We start from the raw sequence: 14,322 nt of genomic DNA, 5'->3' as shown, positions 1-14,322 counted from the left end.
GCAAGGAGAGTTCCATGGCAGCTGATTCCATCACCTTCATCGGCGGCGGCAACATGGCGCGCAGCCTGATCGCCGGCCTGATCCGCCAGGGCATGCCGGCCGCGCACATCCATGTGGCCGAACCAGTGGCCGCCCTGCGCGAGTCGCTGGCTGCCGACTTCGGCGTGCAGGTGCACGACAACGCAATCGATGCGGCCGCGCAGGGCGGCACCTGGCTGCTGGCGGTGAAGCCACAGGTGCTGCGCGAGGTCTGCCAGTCGCTGCAGGCACTGGCCCAGGCAAGCCGGCCACTGGTGGTGTCGATCGCCGCCGGCATCACCAGCGCGCAGCTGGAACGCTGGCTGGGCGGCAACCTGCCGGTGGTGCGTGCAATGCCCAACACGCCGGCCCTGCTCGGCGCCGGCGTGACCGGCCTGTATGCCACGCCGTCGGTGGATGCACAGCAGCGCTCGCAGGCCGAACAGGTATTGGCCAGTGCCGGCCGTACCGTGTGGATCGAGCGCGAGGCGCTGATGGATTCGGTCACTGCCGTGTCCGGCAGCGGGCCGGCCTACGTGTTCCTGCTGGCCGAAGCGATGGAAGCGGCGGGCATTGCCCAGGGCCTGCCGGCCGACGCCGCGCGCACGCTGGTGGTGCAGACCCTGCTGGGCGCCTCGCGCATGCTCGATGAAGCCGGCGAAAGCCCGGCCGAGCTTCGCCGCCGTGTGACCTCGCCGAACGGCACCACCCAGGCCGCGATCGAGAGCTTCCAGGCCGGAGGTTTCGAAGTGCTGGTGGACAACGCGCTGCGTGCTGCGCAGGTGCGCGGGCAGGAATTGTCTGCGGCGAATGATTGATCCCGATGTGTGCCGACCAACGGTCGGCACCTACCATCATCCACGCATGGCGTGGATGCTCATTGCCCCAATGTGGTCATGACGAAATCGACGAAGCACTGCAGCCGCGGGCGCGGCCGTCGATCCGGCAGGTAGATCAGATGCATCGGTCGCGGTTCGGGCAGGTAGTCGCGCAGCAGCGGCTTCAACCGCCCGGCCGCGATCTCGCCGGCCAGCAGCGCGGTGGGCTGCAACACCAACCCGGCCCCGGCCACGGCGGCTTCGCGCAGCGCGAACCCGTCGTTGCAGGTCAGCCGCGCCTCCCAATCCACCTGTTCACCGTTGGCCAACTGCCAGCCATGGCCACCACGCCAGGCAAGATGGCTCAGGCAATCATGCCCCTGCAGGTCCGCCGGCGTGCGTGGCGTGCCGCGCCTGCGCAGGTAAGACGGCGCCGCGCACAGGCTCATCGCATACGGCGGCAGCGGCCGCGCCACCACCTCCTGCGATGGCAACGGCCCGACCCGGATCGCCACGTCGAAGCCGTCCTCGATCAGGTCCACACGGCGGTTGCTCAGATCCAGTTCGATGTTCAACTGCGGCTGCGCGCGCAGCAGGCCGGCCAGCTGCGGCGCCAGCACGCAGCTGCCCCAGGTGGTCGGCGCACTGACCCGCAGCAGGCCACGCGGCTGTACCTGCAGACCGGCCACATCGGCCTCGGCCTGCTGCACCTGCTCCAGCACTTGCCGGCAGCCGGCCAGATAGGCGCTGCCGGCTTCGGTCAGGCGCTGGCGGCGGGTGTTCCGTTGCAGCAGCGCGGTACCCAGATGCGCCTCCAGCTGCTGGATGTACTTGCCCACCATCACCGCCGAGACCTGCAGCTGTTCGGCGGCGCCGGCGAAGCTGCCACGCTCGGCCACGGCAACGAAAGCCTGCATGCATCGAAGGGTATCCATTACTAATCCTTAGTTAGGAATCTGCGAATCATACGCCGCTTACCTAACCCCATTGTGAGGGCGCAGACTGCGCTCACTCCCTTACGCAAGGAACGGCCATGAAGATCCTCCTCGTTGGTGCCAGCGGCACCCTCGGCCAGGCAGTCGCCCGCCAGCTCGGCCAACAGCATCAGATTCTCGCCGCCGGCCGCAGCAGCGGCGAACTGCGCGTGGACCTGACCGATGACGCCAGCGTCGCCGAACTGTTCGCACGTACCGGCCCGGTCGATGCGGTGATTTCCACCGCCGGCAAGCTGCACTTCGGCCCGCTGCAGCAGATGACGCCGGCGCAGTTCAACCTCGGCCTGCAGGACAAATTGCTGGGCCAGGTGAGGCTGGCACTGGCCGCGCAGCATCATCTCAACAGCGGCGGCTCGATCACCCTGACCAGCGGCATCGTCAGCGCACAACCGATCCGCGACGGCGTCAACGCCACCTCGGTGAATGCCGCACTGGAAGGCTTCGTGCGCGCAGCCGCACTGGAGCTGCTGCCGCGCGGCCTGCGCATCAACGTGGTCAGCCCGAACGTACTGATCGAATCGATGGCCGCCTACGGCCCCTACTTCCCGGGCTTCGAGGCGGTAAGCGCACAGCGCGCGGCACTGGCCTTCCAGCGCGCGGTGGAAGGCATCCAGAGCGGCGAGACGATCACGGTCTGGTAAGAAAAAGGGGACGGAGGGGATTAAGTCGCAAGTGCACAAACGACATAATCCCCTCCGTCCCCTTTTTGTCGCTCACTCCCAGCGCATCGGGCCGTCGCCGCGTTCGCCGAGGACGTCGCCGGGATTGGCCAGGCGGCAATGCTGCAGCGACAGGCAGCCACAACCGATGCAGCCGGTCAGTTCGTCGCGCAGCAGCTGCAGCATGTGGATGCGCTCTTCCAGCTCGGTGCGCCAGCGCGCGGACAACCTGGCCCAATCCGCTTTGGTCGGTGCGCGGCCGTCAGGCAGGCTTTCGAAGGCACGGCCGACTGCTTCCAGCGGCATGCCCACCCGCTGCGCCACGCGGATCACCGCCAACCGGCGCAGCACGTCCCGACTGTAACGCCGTTGGTTGCCCGAGGTGCGCAGGCTGCTGATCAGCCCCTTGCGCTCGTAGAAATGCAGTGCGGAAACGGCCACGCCACTGCGCTGGGAGACCTCGCCAACGCTGAGTTCCTGGGATGCCATTGCTTGACCTCAACTACAGTTGAGGTGGCATGCTGCTACCTTCGCCGCCCGTTGACAAGCGCGGCCTGCACCTGACCCGTATGACCCCGACCCTCTCTCCCGCCGACACCCACCTGCCGGCTGACAGCTCGATCCTGTCCGCGCGCTACCGCGCCACGACCATCGGCATGGTCGCACTGGTCGCGCTGCACGCGTTCGAAGCACTGGCCGTCGCGGCCGCGATGCCCACCGTGGCCGAAGCACTCGATGGACTGCGCCTGTACGCGCTGGCCTTTGGCGGCACCCTGGCCACCAGTGTAATCGGCATGACCCTGGCCGGGCGCTGGGCCGATCGCCACGGCCCCGCGCGGCCACTCTGGTACGGCCTGGGCTGCTTCGTGCTGGGCCTGCTGCTGGCCGGCTTTGCGACGCGCATGGGCATGCTGGTGGCCGGGCGCCTGATGCAGGGCCTGGGCGCGGGCGCGATTTCGGTCTCGCTGTACGTGATGGTCGGCCGCAGCTACCCCGAACACCTGCGGCCGAAGGTGTTCGCGGCGTTCTCCGCAGGCTGGGTGGTGCCCTCGATGGTCGGCCCGGCGTTGAGTGGCCTGATGGTGCAGCACCTGGGCTGGCGCTGGGTATTCCTGGCAGTGCCACTGCTGGCGATACCGGCCGCACTGCTGCTGCGCCCGGCACTGGCGCGCATGCAACCTCCCGTTGCGGTCTGCAACGATGGCGAACGCAGCAACGTGGTGCGCTGGGCCTCTGGCGCCTCACTGGCCGCACTACTGCTCTACGTCGGCGGCCAGCAACAGGGCATGGCCGCCCTGCTCTGCATCGGCGTGGCGATGCTGGCGCTGCTGTTCTGCGTGCATCGGCTGCTGCCGGCCGGAACCCTGATCCTGCGCCGCGGCCTGCCCAGCGTGATCGCGTTGCGCGGCATTGCTGCAGCGGCGTTCTTCGCCTGCGAGGCCTATCTGCCCCTGCTGCTGCAGCGCGAACGCGGGCTCTCGCCCAGCTGGGCAGGCGCCGTGCTCAGCCTCGGTGCGCTGGGCTGGTTCGCCGGTTCATGGCTGCAGGGCCACCAGCAGCGTGGCTGGTCACGCCAGCAGTTGCTGCGCGTTGGCACGGTGATGATGACGGTCGGCATCGCCGCAACGCTGTCGGTGCTGTTCAACCCGATGCCGCTGCCGGTCGCGCTGGTCGGCTGGGCCGTGACCGGCTTCGGCATGGGCATGATCTACGCCAGCCTGTCGGTGCTGACCCTGTCGCTGTCAGCACCGCATGAGCAGGGTGCCAATACCTCGGCGCTGCAGCTGAGCGAGGCGTTGTCGGTGACCACCGCGCTGGCGGCCTCCGGTGCACTGTTCGCCCTGTTCGTGGACAGTGCGCCGCACACCGGTTACCTGCTGTGCCTGGCCATCACCTTCGGCCTGGCGGTGATGGCCGCAGTGATCGCGCGGCGGGTGTAGCGCCGCCGGATTCCGGTAGTGCCGGCCGCTGGCCGGCAACCTCCGCGCACGCGGGAATCCCATGATGGCGACGGCCAGAGGCCGGCATTACCGTGTACCGGCCCCCACATCATCGATATCCCGATGCAGGATGCGGCGCACTTCCAGCACGGCCTGCGGGGTCTCCTGCACGCTGTGGCCGGAAATGATCACCTTCTCCGACAGCGCGCCCGGCAGATGCGCGCTCCAGTACGGCACCAGCCCGTCATCGGACTTCTCCACCGGCAGCTCCGGCTTGCGCTGGGCGATGATCGAGTGGTACTTCAGGCCCGCTTCGATCGGCAGCTGTGCGGCGGCCTTCACGAACGGATCGCTGGCCTTGAGGTTGTCGATGCTGTTGGGAATCTTCGGCTTGGCGGTGCCGTCGACCTGCTGCTCGGCCTGTGCCAGCGCCATGAACACGTCCTCGAACTTGCCGAGAATGGTCAGCGGCAGGCGTACCAGGCGCCCGATCAGCCGCCCGACCTTGTTGCCTGCGATATCCGTGCCCTGGTGCGGCGCGGCGATGAAGATCGCGCGTTCCACGTTCGGCTGCGCCTTGAAATGCAGCAGTGGCCCCAGCTTGGCCTGCACCCGCTTCAGCCGCTCGCCCTTCAGGTCATAGTTGGCCAGCAGGTCATCCCACAGCACATCACCCGAGTCGCTCACCAGCAGCCGCGCGAGCACGCCGCCCATGCTGTGGCCGATATAGACCATGTCCTTCGATGCGCGTGTGCTGCCGTTGGGGTCGAAGTGCTTGAGCGTGTCATTGAACGCGTTGGCGATCTCGTAGCGGTTCAGCGCGATCGGTGCATTGGTCGGGTAGTAGACCTGCCACACCTGGAACTGCTGGCGCAGCTCGGGGTCGCCCATGATCTCGTTGGCCAGGTTCACCCAGGCTTCCGGGCTGCTGGCCAGGCCGTGCAGCATGAAGATGATGCGGCGGTTCGGGTCCCAGGGCTGCATCAGGTAGATGTGCGGTTCGCCGATGCCCTCACTCATGCCGAACAGGGTGCGCAGTGACTGCCGGGCAAAGCCACTCTGCGCCAGCCACAGGCCGTAGGCAGCGGTGAAATTGCCGGCCAGCGGCACCTGTTCGCCGTGCAGGGTGATGCGTTCGGTGGCCTCCGGCGAATAGGCGTCCAGTTCAACCCGGCGCGTGCGCATCACGTCTTCCAGGCTGCTGCCTTCGAAACGCAGCAGCGCGGTGACGTTGATCGAGGACATCTCGCTGAATTCTGGCACCGAATCGTCATGCCGATGGCGGCGGCCACGGCGCTCGTCGTCGGCATCATCCGCCGCTGTTTCCGCCTTCGGCCCATCGCCCGCGATCACCGGCGCGACCAGCTTGGGCGGGTCCATCACCATCACCAGCTCGGCACCGAAGCCATCGCGGCGATAGGTGCTGCGCAGGCCGACGAAGCTGACCGTGCCGGCCGGCACCAACTGCGCCGGAATGCTCTTCAGGTTCAACTGCTGGTAGTTGGAGGCCAGCGACCAGCTGCCGACCGAGATCGGCTTCGTATAGTCCTCGCCGGCCAGTGCCGCTGCACGCGCGCGCACGAACAGCACCACCGCCGCCTTCTCGGCGGCGTAGTTGTAGTAGTCGCGCACCTGCGTCTGCCGGTCCTCGAAGGCGCGGTCGGACGGCGAGCGGCCGCTGTAGAACAGGTAGGCATAGGCATAGCGCGCGGCTTCCAGCCAGGCATCCAGCGCCGCATCGCTCATCGGCGGATCGCCAGCGGCGGTCTTCTTCGGCGTCAGCGCCAGCGCGGCCTTCACCCACAGTTCGGACAGCGCCGACAGCCGCTGCTCGACGTTGAGGTCATCGGTCATCAACAACGTGCTGCGGCAGACCAGGAAGTCCTTCTCGCACTGCGACTCATCCAGGCCCGCCGCACTGAGCGTCTCGCGCGCGGCCGGGCTGAGCTTGCCGGTGTTGAGCACATCGGCGCGCTTGTTCACCAGCGAATCGCTGGACTTCACCTGCTTGACAGTCACCATCGCGCAGCCGCTGCTGCCCAGCAGCAGGAAGGCGGCGAACAACACCGGCAGCGCGCGCTGCCAGCGGATCAGGAAGAGTCGGGTCATTACTGCGGGTCCTGCTCGGTGCCGGGCACGCCCTGGCGGATCACGGTGGAGAAGTGGTCGCCGCTGCCCAGGTCCAGCGCACGCTGGGTGATGCGGCCCTTGTCATGCAGTTCGGCATACGGCACGCCCGGCGTGAGCGCGCCGACCTCCTGTGCGTATTCGGCCAGGTAGCCGGACAGCAGCAGGCGGTAGTCCAGCGGCAGGCGCGGCGCGATGTGGCGGGCCAGATCGAAGACGATGGTGGTGCAGTTGCTGGTGAGCGTGTTGTAGAAGCCCGGCTTCGCATCCAGTTCGCGCGCCTGCGCGATGTACGCGGCGAACAGTTGCTTCAGTTGCGCCTGGTCCATGCCGTGCAGGCGGTACAGGTAGACATCCTCGCCACGCGCGTTGGTGCGGGTGCGGATGATGTCGGTCTCCTCCGCGGCCACCAGGGTCATCTCGAATTTGCGGAAGAAGCCGCCCAGCGCCGAGAACGATTCGCCGCGTTCCTTGCGGATCTCCAGCGAGAACACCACGTGGCGCCCATCCTCGAAACCGAACGAGATCAGGGTGTGGGCGATCGCCGGGCCCATCCAGTACGACAGCACCAGATCGGCCGAGCGGAGTTGGTCCAGGTCGTACGCGCGGCGCACCCAGTGCGCGTCGTAGTCGGTCTCGCTGCGCCAGGTGAAATCACGCACGTTGTCGAGCACCACGTGGCGCCCGTCGAAGGACACCACGTGCAGGCGCTGGGCCACGTCATCGGCCCAGACGCGGTCCTGGCGCGGGGTGAGCAGCAGCCACCACAGGCCGGCCAGCGCCAGCGACGCGCCGAACGCCATGCCCAGGCGACGATGGCCACGGCCACGCGCGACCTGCCACGACGCCCACAGCGCAACCAGCAGCCACAGCACCGCAATGCCATTGGCCAGCCAGCCCGGCCCCGGCATCTGATAGGCCAGCAGCCCGGTCACCCACAACGCTGCCAGCGCCATGGCACTTCCTGTCATCCAACGTCCTGCGGCTCTCACTGGCATCCTGTCGCGGTCCCGAAGCCGCATAGTTAGCCACAAGCGGGTTCACCGTGGCATCTACGGCCCGTTCAGGGACCGCGGCGCACCGTCTGCGGCGGTCCATGCGGCCAGGTTCACCTCACAGGAGCAACGATGGGCATCACTTCCGTGGCCGGCGTTCCGGTCCAACCCCAGCACCGCGCCACCTGCCACTGCGGCACGGTCGAGCTGTTGCTGGACCTCCCGGACGGCATCGTCGACCCGCGCCGCTGCGACTGCTCGATGTGCCGGCGCCGGGGTGCCATCGCCGCCAGCGTCCCCCGCCAGGGCCTGCAGGTGGTGCGCGGGCAGCATCACCTGCAGAAGTACCAGTTCAACACCCATGTGGCCGAGCACTACTTCTGCGGGGTGTGCGGCATCTACACCCATCACCGGCGCCGCTCCAACCCCGACCAGTACGGCTACAACGTGGCCTGCCTGGAGGGCATCGACCCGTTCGCGCTGGGGGTGATCCCGGTCAGCGATGGGGTCAACCACCCATCAGACCGCACCGGCTAGTGGCGCGTGCGCCGCGGTGGCGTGGCCACCTTCTGCCAGGGCGCCATGCCGCTGCGCCCGGCCCGCGCCGGGCGTTTCAGCCAGGGCCGGCGTGACGGTGCCTGTGGCGCGTCCTCGACCGGGGGAGGAAGGGGTCGACGGCTGGGCCAGAGATGGTCGAGCAGCCACATGGCGGGTCTCCGTGGGGGACGGGGACGATCAACACTAGGCCCGGGTGGGCATAGGCGGCGTGAGCGGGACACGACAGCGGGATGACGGCGGAGGCGGCGATGAGCCTGCTACACCATGTCCCCGACCAAGGCACCTGTGCGTTTCCGCAGCAACAGGCGCAACACGGCGGCACAGGCGGCGGTCAGCAGCGCCAGTACACGCAGCAGTGTCGCCAGCGCCTCACTACTGGCGTGCTGCAGCTGCATGCGGCTCATCGTCGGTAGCAGTGCCTGCGCCTGTTCCCGCGCCCCCGTGGCCAGATAGGCACCGGCACGCACCAGCGATGCCGGCGACGCGCCCTGCAGCTGATGGCCGATCAGCAGCGCAAGCAAGGCAGTGACTGCGGCCAACGCGATGCCTTCGCCGGCCACCCGCACGGTTCCGAATATGCCTGCGGCCATGCCGGCACGTTGCACCGGTACCACGCTCACCGACAGTCCATCCATCAGCCCCCACGGCAAAGCCGTGCCTGCGCCGACCAGCATCAGCAGCGGCACCCACTGCGCGGGCGACGGGTGCGACGCCTGCCGCGACAACAGGTACAGGCCGGCGGCGCACACCAGCAGACCCAGCGTGCACAACCGCGCACTTCCTACGCGGTCCGCCCAACGCGCGGCCAGCATCGGCAGGACCAGCATCGGCGCGGACAGCGCCAGCATCTGCAGTCCCACCAGCGTCGCGCTCTGGCCATGCACGCCCAGCAGTTGCAGAGGTAACGCGACCAGCAGCACCACGTAGCCGAAGCAGGTCGCCACCGGCAGCAGCTGGACACCGAGGAACGCCGGTTGTGAGAACAGTGAGAGGTCCAGCAACGGTGAGGGGTGCCGCCGTTCGATGAAGACGAACACCCCGCCCAACAGCAGCGTCACCAGCAGCGCCAGCCGCACGCGCGCGGCATGCAGGCCGAACTCGCCCAGCCACAGCAGCGCCAGGGTCAACGTCGCCAGCGTCAGGCTGAAACTCAGCATGCCGCCGATATCCAGTGGTCGGCGCTCGCCATGACTTTCAGGCAACGCGCGTGCCCCCAGGCCGAAGGCCACCAACGTGAGCACACCGCCCGCGGCGAACACGCTGCGCCATCCCAATGTCTGCAGCAGCAGGCCCGCGAGCAGGGGCCCCAGCGCCAGCCCCATGCCGAACGTGGTGCCCAGCAGGGCGAAGACACGGGCACGCGCCGGCCCCTGCCAGGCCTGTGCCAGCAGCGCCGTGCCGGATGCCAGCGCCGCCGCCGCGGCAACGCCCTGCAACCCGCGCGCCAGATCCAGCCATAGCAGCGTGCGAGCAAGGCAGACGGCGGCGGTGGCGGTGGTGAAGCCCGCCGTGCCCAGCAGGAACAGCCGCCGACGGCCATATCGATCGGCCAAGCCGCCCGCAGCGAGCAACAGACTGCCGAAGGTGAGCATGAAGGCGTTGGTCACCCAGGCCAGCGCGGTGGGCGATGCCGCCGCGGAACGGGCCAGCGCCGGCACCGCGACTGCACCGGCAGAGAAGGACAACGGCAACGCCAGCGCGGCCAGGCAGACCGCAAGCAGCGCCCAGCGCTGCTGCGCGCGGACAGGTACAGGGAGCATCGAATCCGGGGCCATGCGGGCCTCCATCCATCAGGGGCATTGATGATGGACAGGCCGCTATTCCAGAAAAACAGGCTCGGTGGATGTTGATTGCGGCGAGATGTTCCGCAATCATCCAAGCATGGACTCCATCTCCGCCCTGCTCGCCTTCGTCCGCACCGCGGAGTCAGGCAGCATTGTCGGTGCCGCCCGCGTACTCGGCCTGTCAGCCTCGGCCGTCGGCAAGCGCATCGCCCGGCTTGAACAGGAACTCGGCACGCGCCTGTTCCAGCGCACCACCCGCCGCGTGCATCTCACCGACGAAGGCGAACTGCTGCTGCAACGCTGCCGACGTGCGCTGGATGAGCTTTCCGAAGCGCAGGCGGACCTGGCGCAGCGACAGCACGCCCCCAGCGGACTGCTGCGCATCGGCCTGCCCACCATCGGCTACCGCTTCCTGCTGCCGGTGCTGCCCGGCTTCCAGCAACGCTATCCGCAGGTGCAGCTGGAACTGGACTTCAACGACCGCATCGTCGATGTGGTCAGCGAAGGCCTGGATGCGGTGATACGCAGTGGCGAACTGGCCGATTCCAGCCTGACCGCACGGCGGCTGGGTGGTTTTCGTTTCATCCTCTGTGCGGCGCCGGGCTATCTGCAGATGCATGGAACGCCCGGCGATGTGGGCGACCTGCGCATACATACCGCGCTGCGCTTCCGTTACCCCACCACCGGAAAGCTGCATCCGTGGCAGCTGCCCGGCATCGAAGGCGACGCCGGGGCGCGCCTTCCCACGGCGATGACCTGCAACAACATGGAGGCCGTGCTGGCCGCTGCGATCGGATGCATGGGCCTGGCCTGGATGCCTGACTTCCTCGCCGCTGACGCGCTGGCCGATGGCCGCCTGCAACAGGTGCTGCCCACACTGCCCACGCACCAGGGGCAGTTCTCGCTGCTGTGGCCCGGCGGGCGCCATCCCAGTGCACGCCTGCGGGTGTTCATCGACTATGCCGTTGCGCACCTTTTCCGCAGCACCCCGGAAAAGGGGACGGAGGGGATTAAGTCGTAATTGGCCCTGCTGTGCCTGAAACGACTTAATCCCCTCCGTCCCCTTTTTCCTAGCGGCTGAAGCGGCGCGCGCCGGCGACGCAGATCACCGCGACCAGAGTCACCAGCACCATGCTGAGGCTGACCGATTCGTGCAGCAGCAGCGCGGCCAGGGCCAGGCCGAAGAACGGCTGCAGCAGCTGCAGCTGGCCGACGGCAGCGATGCCGCCCTGGGCCAGCCCGCGGTACCAGAACAGGAAGCCGATCAGCATGCTGAACACTGCCACGTAGCCCAGTGCCCACCACGCCGAGGCACCGACCGCGGTGAACGAGGCCGGGCGCATCAGCACCGTCAGCGGCAGCATCACCGGCAACGCCAGCAGCAGTGCCCAGCTGATCACCTGCCAGCCGCCCAGATGACGGGCGAGCCGACCACCTTCCGCGTAGCCCAGCCCGCACACCACGATCGCCGCCAGCATCAGCAGGTCGGCCTGCAACGAGGCTTCGATTCCGTTGCGCGCGGCATAGCCGACCACGCAGGCACTGCCCAGCAACGAGAACAGCCAGAACGCCGGGCGCGGCCGATCGCCACCGCGCAGCACGCCGAACACCGCTGTACTCAACGGCAGCAGGCCAAGGAACACGATGGTGTGCGCCGACGACGCGTGACGCAGCGCGAGCGCGGTCAGCAGCGGGAAGCCGACCACAACACCGAGGCTGACCACCACCAGCCCCGGCAGGTCGCCGCGCCGCGGCCATGGCTGGCGCAGCAGAAGCAGCAGCCCCAGACCGAGCACCGCGGCGATGGTGGCGCGTGCGGCGGTGACGAACCCGGCATCCAGCTGCAGCACCGCCAGGCGGGTGGCCGGCAATGAGCCGGCGAAGATCACCACACCGATGAAGCCATTGATCCAACCACTCGCCGACCGTTCCACGCCTGTACTCCTGAAGGTGCCGGACGATGCCCGGCTGCACCTGTATGGAAGCATCCGGCGCGGAACGACCCCAGCTACAATCCAGTACAGCCGCAAGTAACTGTACTGCCCACACTTCCACTACGGTTCCACCATGCCGCGCCCGCTCACCCGCATCGAATCGGTCATCCAGACCGTCCGCACCCGCATCAGTGCACGGGTGGATGGCCCCGGCTCCCGCCTGCCTTCGGTACGTGCGCAGGCGGCGACCATGGGGGTTTCAGTCTCCACCGTGGTCGAGGCCTACGAGCGCCTGGCGGCCGAAGGCCTGATCAGTGCGCGCGCAGGCTCGGGCTTCTACGTCAGTGGCCCGGCCGCACCGCTGGCGCTGGCTGAAATGGAGCCGCGGCTGGATCGCGCGGTGGATCCGCTGTGGGTGTCACGGCAATCGCTGGAAACGCCCGCGGGCGATCTCAAGCCAGGGTGCGGCTGGATGCCCAGTGACTGGCTGTATCACGATGGCGTGCGCCGCGGCCTGCGCCGGCTGGCGCGTGCCGATGCCATGCAACTGGTGGACTACGCCGGCCCGCTCGGGCTGCCCGCGTTGCGCCAGCTGCTGCAAAGGCGAAGCGCCACGCTTGGCATCGATGCACCGATGGAGCAGATCCTGCTGACCGAATCCGGTACGCACGCGGTCGATCTGCTCTGCCGTTTCCTGCTCAAGCCCGGCGACTGCGTGCTGGTCGATGACCCGAGCTACTTCAATTACCACGCGCTGCTCAAGGCGCACCAGGTGCAGGCCATCGGCGTGCCGTACACGCACAGCGGCCCGGACCTGGAGGCGTTCGCGCAAGCCCTGCAGGCGCATTCGCCGCGGCTGTACATCACCAATTCCGGCCTGCACAACCCGACCGGCGCGGTGCTTTCGGCCAACACCGCGCACCGCCTGCTGGGCCTGGCCGAACGCAGCGAGTTGATCATCGTCGAGGACGACATCTTCGCCGACTTCGAACTGCAGCCGGCACCGCGGCTGGCCGCGCTCGATGGACTGTCACGGGTGATCCACGTCGGCAGTTTCTCCAAGACGCTGTCGGCAGCCTCGCGCTGCGGCTACATCGCTGCACGCCATGACTGGATAGAAGCATTGACCGACCTGAAGCTGGCGACCAGCTTTGGCGGCGGCCATCTGGCCGCGCAGTTGATGCACATCGCGCTGACCGACAGCGGTTACCGCCGCCACATGCAGTCGATACGTTCGCGCCTGGCCGATGCACGCCGGCACACACTGCGGAAACTGCAGGCGCTGGGCATCACGCCGTGGCTGCAGCCGGAAGCCGGCCTGTTCCTGTGGTGCCAGCTGCCCGACGGCCGCGACGCCGCCGCACTGGCGCGGCAATGCCTGCGCGAGGGCATCGTGCTGGCGCCGGGCAACGCGTTCAGCCAGTCGCAGCGCGCGGCCGACTATCTGCGCTTCAACGTCTCGCAGTGCCAGGACCCGAGGATCTGGCAGGTGCTGGCGCGGGCGTTGCGTTGAGCTGGTAATGCGCGACCAGCGCATCCACCACCACGCGGACGCCCGGCAACTGTCCACGACGATGCGGCAGCAGCACGCTGGTGGTCACTTCGCCGGCATGCCACGCCGGCAGGACCTGCTGCAGGCGGCCGGCCGCAATCGCTGCGGCACACAGGCTGTGCGGCAACACAGTGATGCCAAGACCCGCTTCGGCCGCCGAGACCAGAAGCTGCGACTCATTGCCGACCAGCGCCACCTGCGGTTCCACCTGCACGGTGCGCGCATCGGTGCCGTGCAGTGTCCAGCGCGTTGCGTGGCGCGCCGTCAGCAGGCCGGCATGCGCGCGTAGTTGCTCGGGCGTGTCCACTGCCGGCGCGGCTGCCAGATAGCCAGGGGACGCCACCAGCACGATGCGCTCGCTACCCAGCGAGCGCTGCACCAAACCGGAATCCGGCAGCGGACCGAAGTGGCTGCGCAAGGCAATGTCGATGCCTTCCTGCGCCAGGTCGACGAAACGATCACTCACTTCAACTTCGATGCGCAGCCGCGGATAGCGGCGGGCCAACGCGGGCAGGCACACTGCGAGCTCGCCCTGCACCACCGGAATCGAAGCGCTGATGCGCACGGTGCCACTCGGTTCGGCCTGGCGGTCACGGACAATGGCCTCGGCGGACTTCACCTCGGACAACGCCGCGCGTGCGCGATCGAAGAACGCCTGGCCGACTTCGGTCAGCGCGAAGCGCCGCGAACTGCGTTGCAGCAGCCGTACCCCGAGGTGTTCTTCCAGCAGCGCCACGCGCTTGCTCAACGTCGAGCGGGGCAGGCCCAGATGGCGTCCGCCTGCTGCAAAACCGCCCTGCTCCACTGCGGCCACGAACAGGGCCAGATCGTTGAGGTTGAGCATGCACAACGTCCACAGGTATGAACTTCAGGATGCCATTCGAACAGCTTCCGGGGCAATGTCCACGCAGGCACGCTTTCCTCACCCGCCGCATCGCGGCT

At 68.1% G+C, this 14,322-nt stretch carries 12 protein-coding genes and 1 pseudogene; 6 read left to right on the top strand and 7 right to left on the bottom strand.

Annotated elements, in window-relative coordinates; translation table 11 throughout:
• Nucleotides 1–14: 14 nt before the first annotated feature.
• Nucleotides 15–836, top strand: coding sequence for a pyrroline-5-carboxylate reductase (gene proC, locus VG556_RS04180; RefSeq protein ID WP_049405039.1), 822 nt, complete (start codon nt 15–17; stop codon nt 834–836).
• A gap of 59 nt (nt 837–895) precedes the next feature.
• Here the strand turns inward: proC and VG556_RS04175 are convergent, their stop codons facing one another.
• On the bottom strand, nt 896–1,771 hold the full coding sequence (locus VG556_RS04175) for a LysR family transcriptional regulator (RefSeq protein ID WP_032958506.1): 876 nt from the start codon (nt 1,769–1,771) through the stop codon (nt 896–898).
• A 71-nt stretch (nt 1,772–1,842) separates the two neighbouring features.
• Between VG556_RS04175 and VG556_RS04170 the strand changes: the two are divergent.
• Nucleotides 1,843–2,472: pseudogene (locus VG556_RS04170) on the top strand (short chain dehydrogenase); the annotation flags it as partial.
• A 72-nt stretch (nt 2,473–2,544) separates the two neighbouring features.
• On the opposite strand, the gene soxR reads toward VG556_RS04170, so the two are convergent.
• The gene (gene soxR / locus VG556_RS04165) at nt 2,545–2,979 is read right to left on the bottom strand and encodes a redox-sensitive transcriptional activator SoxR (protein ID WP_021202603.1); all 435 of its coding nucleotides are present in this window, start codon (nt 2,977–2,979) and stop codon (nt 2,545–2,547) included.
• Nucleotides 2,980–3,008: 29 nt separating this feature from the next.
• Here soxR and VG556_RS04160 point away from each other — a divergent pair, with 29 nt between their 5' ends.
• The gene (locus tag VG556_RS04160) at nt 3,009–4,430 is read left to right on the top strand and encodes an MFS transporter (RefSeq protein WP_100449562.1); all 1,422 of its coding nucleotides are present in this window, start codon (nt 3,009–3,011) and stop codon (nt 4,428–4,430) included.
• An 87-nt stretch (nt 4,431–4,517) separates the two neighbouring features.
• Here VG556_RS04160 and VG556_RS04155 read toward each other — a convergent pair whose 3' ends face one another.
• Complete coding sequence (locus tag VG556_RS04155) at nt 4,518–6,539, bottom strand: esterase/lipase family protein (RefSeq protein ID WP_014646211.1); 2,022 nt, start codon at nt 6,537–6,539, stop codon at nt 4,518–4,520.
• Entirely contained in the window at nt 6,539–7,513 is a 975-nt protein-coding gene (locus tag VG556_RS04150; protein WP_014646210.1) for a DUF4105 domain-containing protein, read from the bottom strand. Before VG556_RS04150 ends, VG556_RS04155 begins: the two co-directional genes overlap by 1 nt.
• A gap of 171 nt (nt 7,514–7,684) precedes the next feature.
• Here VG556_RS04150 and VG556_RS04145 point away from each other — a divergent pair, with 171 nt between their 5' ends.
• On the top strand, nt 7,685–8,089 hold the full coding sequence (locus VG556_RS04145; RefSeq protein WP_014646209.1) for a GFA family protein: 405 nt from the start codon (nt 7,685–7,687) through the stop codon (nt 8,087–8,089).
• 278 nt (nt 8,090–8,367) lie between these two features.
• Here VG556_RS04145 and VG556_RS04140 read toward each other — a convergent pair whose 3' ends face one another.
• Nucleotides 8,368–9,885, bottom strand: a complete 1,518-nt coding sequence (locus VG556_RS04140) for an MFS transporter (RefSeq protein WP_100449637.1) — start codon at nt 9,883–9,885, stop codon at nt 8,368–8,370.
• Between the two features lie 106 nt (nt 9,886–9,991).
• Between VG556_RS04140 and VG556_RS04135 the strand changes: the two genes are divergently transcribed.
• Complete coding sequence (locus tag VG556_RS04135; protein WP_049441005.1) at nt 9,992–10,915, top strand: LysR substrate-binding domain-containing protein; 924 nt, start codon at nt 9,992–9,994, stop codon at nt 10,913–10,915.
• 49 nt (nt 10,916–10,964) lie between these two features.
• Here VG556_RS04135 and VG556_RS04130 read toward each other — a convergent pair whose 3' ends face one another.
• Nucleotides 10,965–11,828 (bottom strand): DMT family transporter, encoded by an 864-nt coding sequence (locus VG556_RS04130; protein WP_032958514.1) that lies wholly within the window; start codon nt 11,826–11,828, stop codon nt 10,965–10,967.
• A gap of 133 nt (nt 11,829–11,961) precedes the next feature.
• Between VG556_RS04130 and VG556_RS04125 the strand changes: the two genes are divergently transcribed.
• A complete protein-coding gene (locus VG556_RS04125) occupies nt 11,962–13,341 on the top strand; it encodes a PLP-dependent aminotransferase family protein (RefSeq protein WP_069117551.1) in 1,380 nt (459 codons plus the stop codon).
• Here VG556_RS04125 and VG556_RS04120 read toward each other — a convergent pair.
• On the bottom strand, nt 13,280–14,224 hold the full coding sequence (locus VG556_RS04120; RefSeq protein WP_100449561.1) for a LysR substrate-binding domain-containing protein: 945 nt from the start codon (nt 14,222–14,224) through the stop codon (nt 13,280–13,282). The genes VG556_RS04125 and VG556_RS04120 overlap by 62 nt on opposite strands.
• Nucleotides 14,225–14,322 lie beyond the last annotated feature (98 nt).

Source organism: Stenotrophomonas sp. CASM106 (assembly GCF_049384825.1).
Lineage (GTDB): Bacteria > Pseudomonadota > Gammaproteobacteria > Xanthomonadales > Xanthomonadaceae > Stenotrophomonas > Stenotrophomonas muris.
Note: the sequence above shows the minus strand (reverse complement) of the source record. Positions and strands in the feature narration are given on the sequence as shown.

Coding starts and splice junctions, on each gene's coding strand:
- proC (WP_049405039.1), top strand. CDS start 15: ATGGCAGCTGATTCCATCACCTTCATCGGCGGCGGCAACATGGCGCGC.
- VG556_RS04175 (WP_032958506.1), bottom strand. CDS start 1,771: ATGGATACCCTTCGATGCATGCAGGCTTTCGTTGCCGTGGCCGAGCGT.
- soxR (WP_021202603.1), bottom strand. CDS start 2,979: ATGGCATCCCAGGAACTCAGCGTTGGCGAGGTCTCCCAGCGCAGTGGC.
- VG556_RS04160 (WP_100449562.1), top strand. CDS start 3,009: ATGCTGCTACCTTCGCCGCCCGTTGACAAGCGCGGCCTGCACCTGACC.
- VG556_RS04155 (WP_014646211.1), bottom strand. CDS start 6,539: ATGACCCGACTCTTCCTGATCCGCTGGCAGCGCGCGCTGCCGGTGTTG.
- VG556_RS04150 (WP_014646210.1), bottom strand. CDS start 7,513: ATGGCGCTGGCAGCGTTGTGGGTGACCGGGCTGCTGGCCTATCAGATG.
- VG556_RS04145 (WP_014646209.1), top strand. CDS start 7,685: ATGGGCATCACTTCCGTGGCCGGCGTTCCGGTCCAACCCCAGCACCGC.
- VG556_RS04140 (WP_100449637.1), bottom strand. CDS start 9,885: ATGGCCCCGGATTCGATGCTCCCTGTACCTGTCCGCGCGCAGCAGCGC.
- VG556_RS04135 (WP_049441005.1), top strand. CDS start 9,992: ATGGACTCCATCTCCGCCCTGCTCGCCTTCGTCCGCACCGCGGAGTCA.
- VG556_RS04125 (WP_069117551.1), top strand. CDS start 11,962: ATGCCGCGCCCGCTCACCCGCATCGAATCGGTCATCCAGACCGTCCGC.
- VG556_RS04120 (WP_100449561.1), bottom strand. CDS start 14,224: ATGCTCAACCTCAACGATCTGGCCCTGTTCGTGGCCGCAGTGGAGCAG.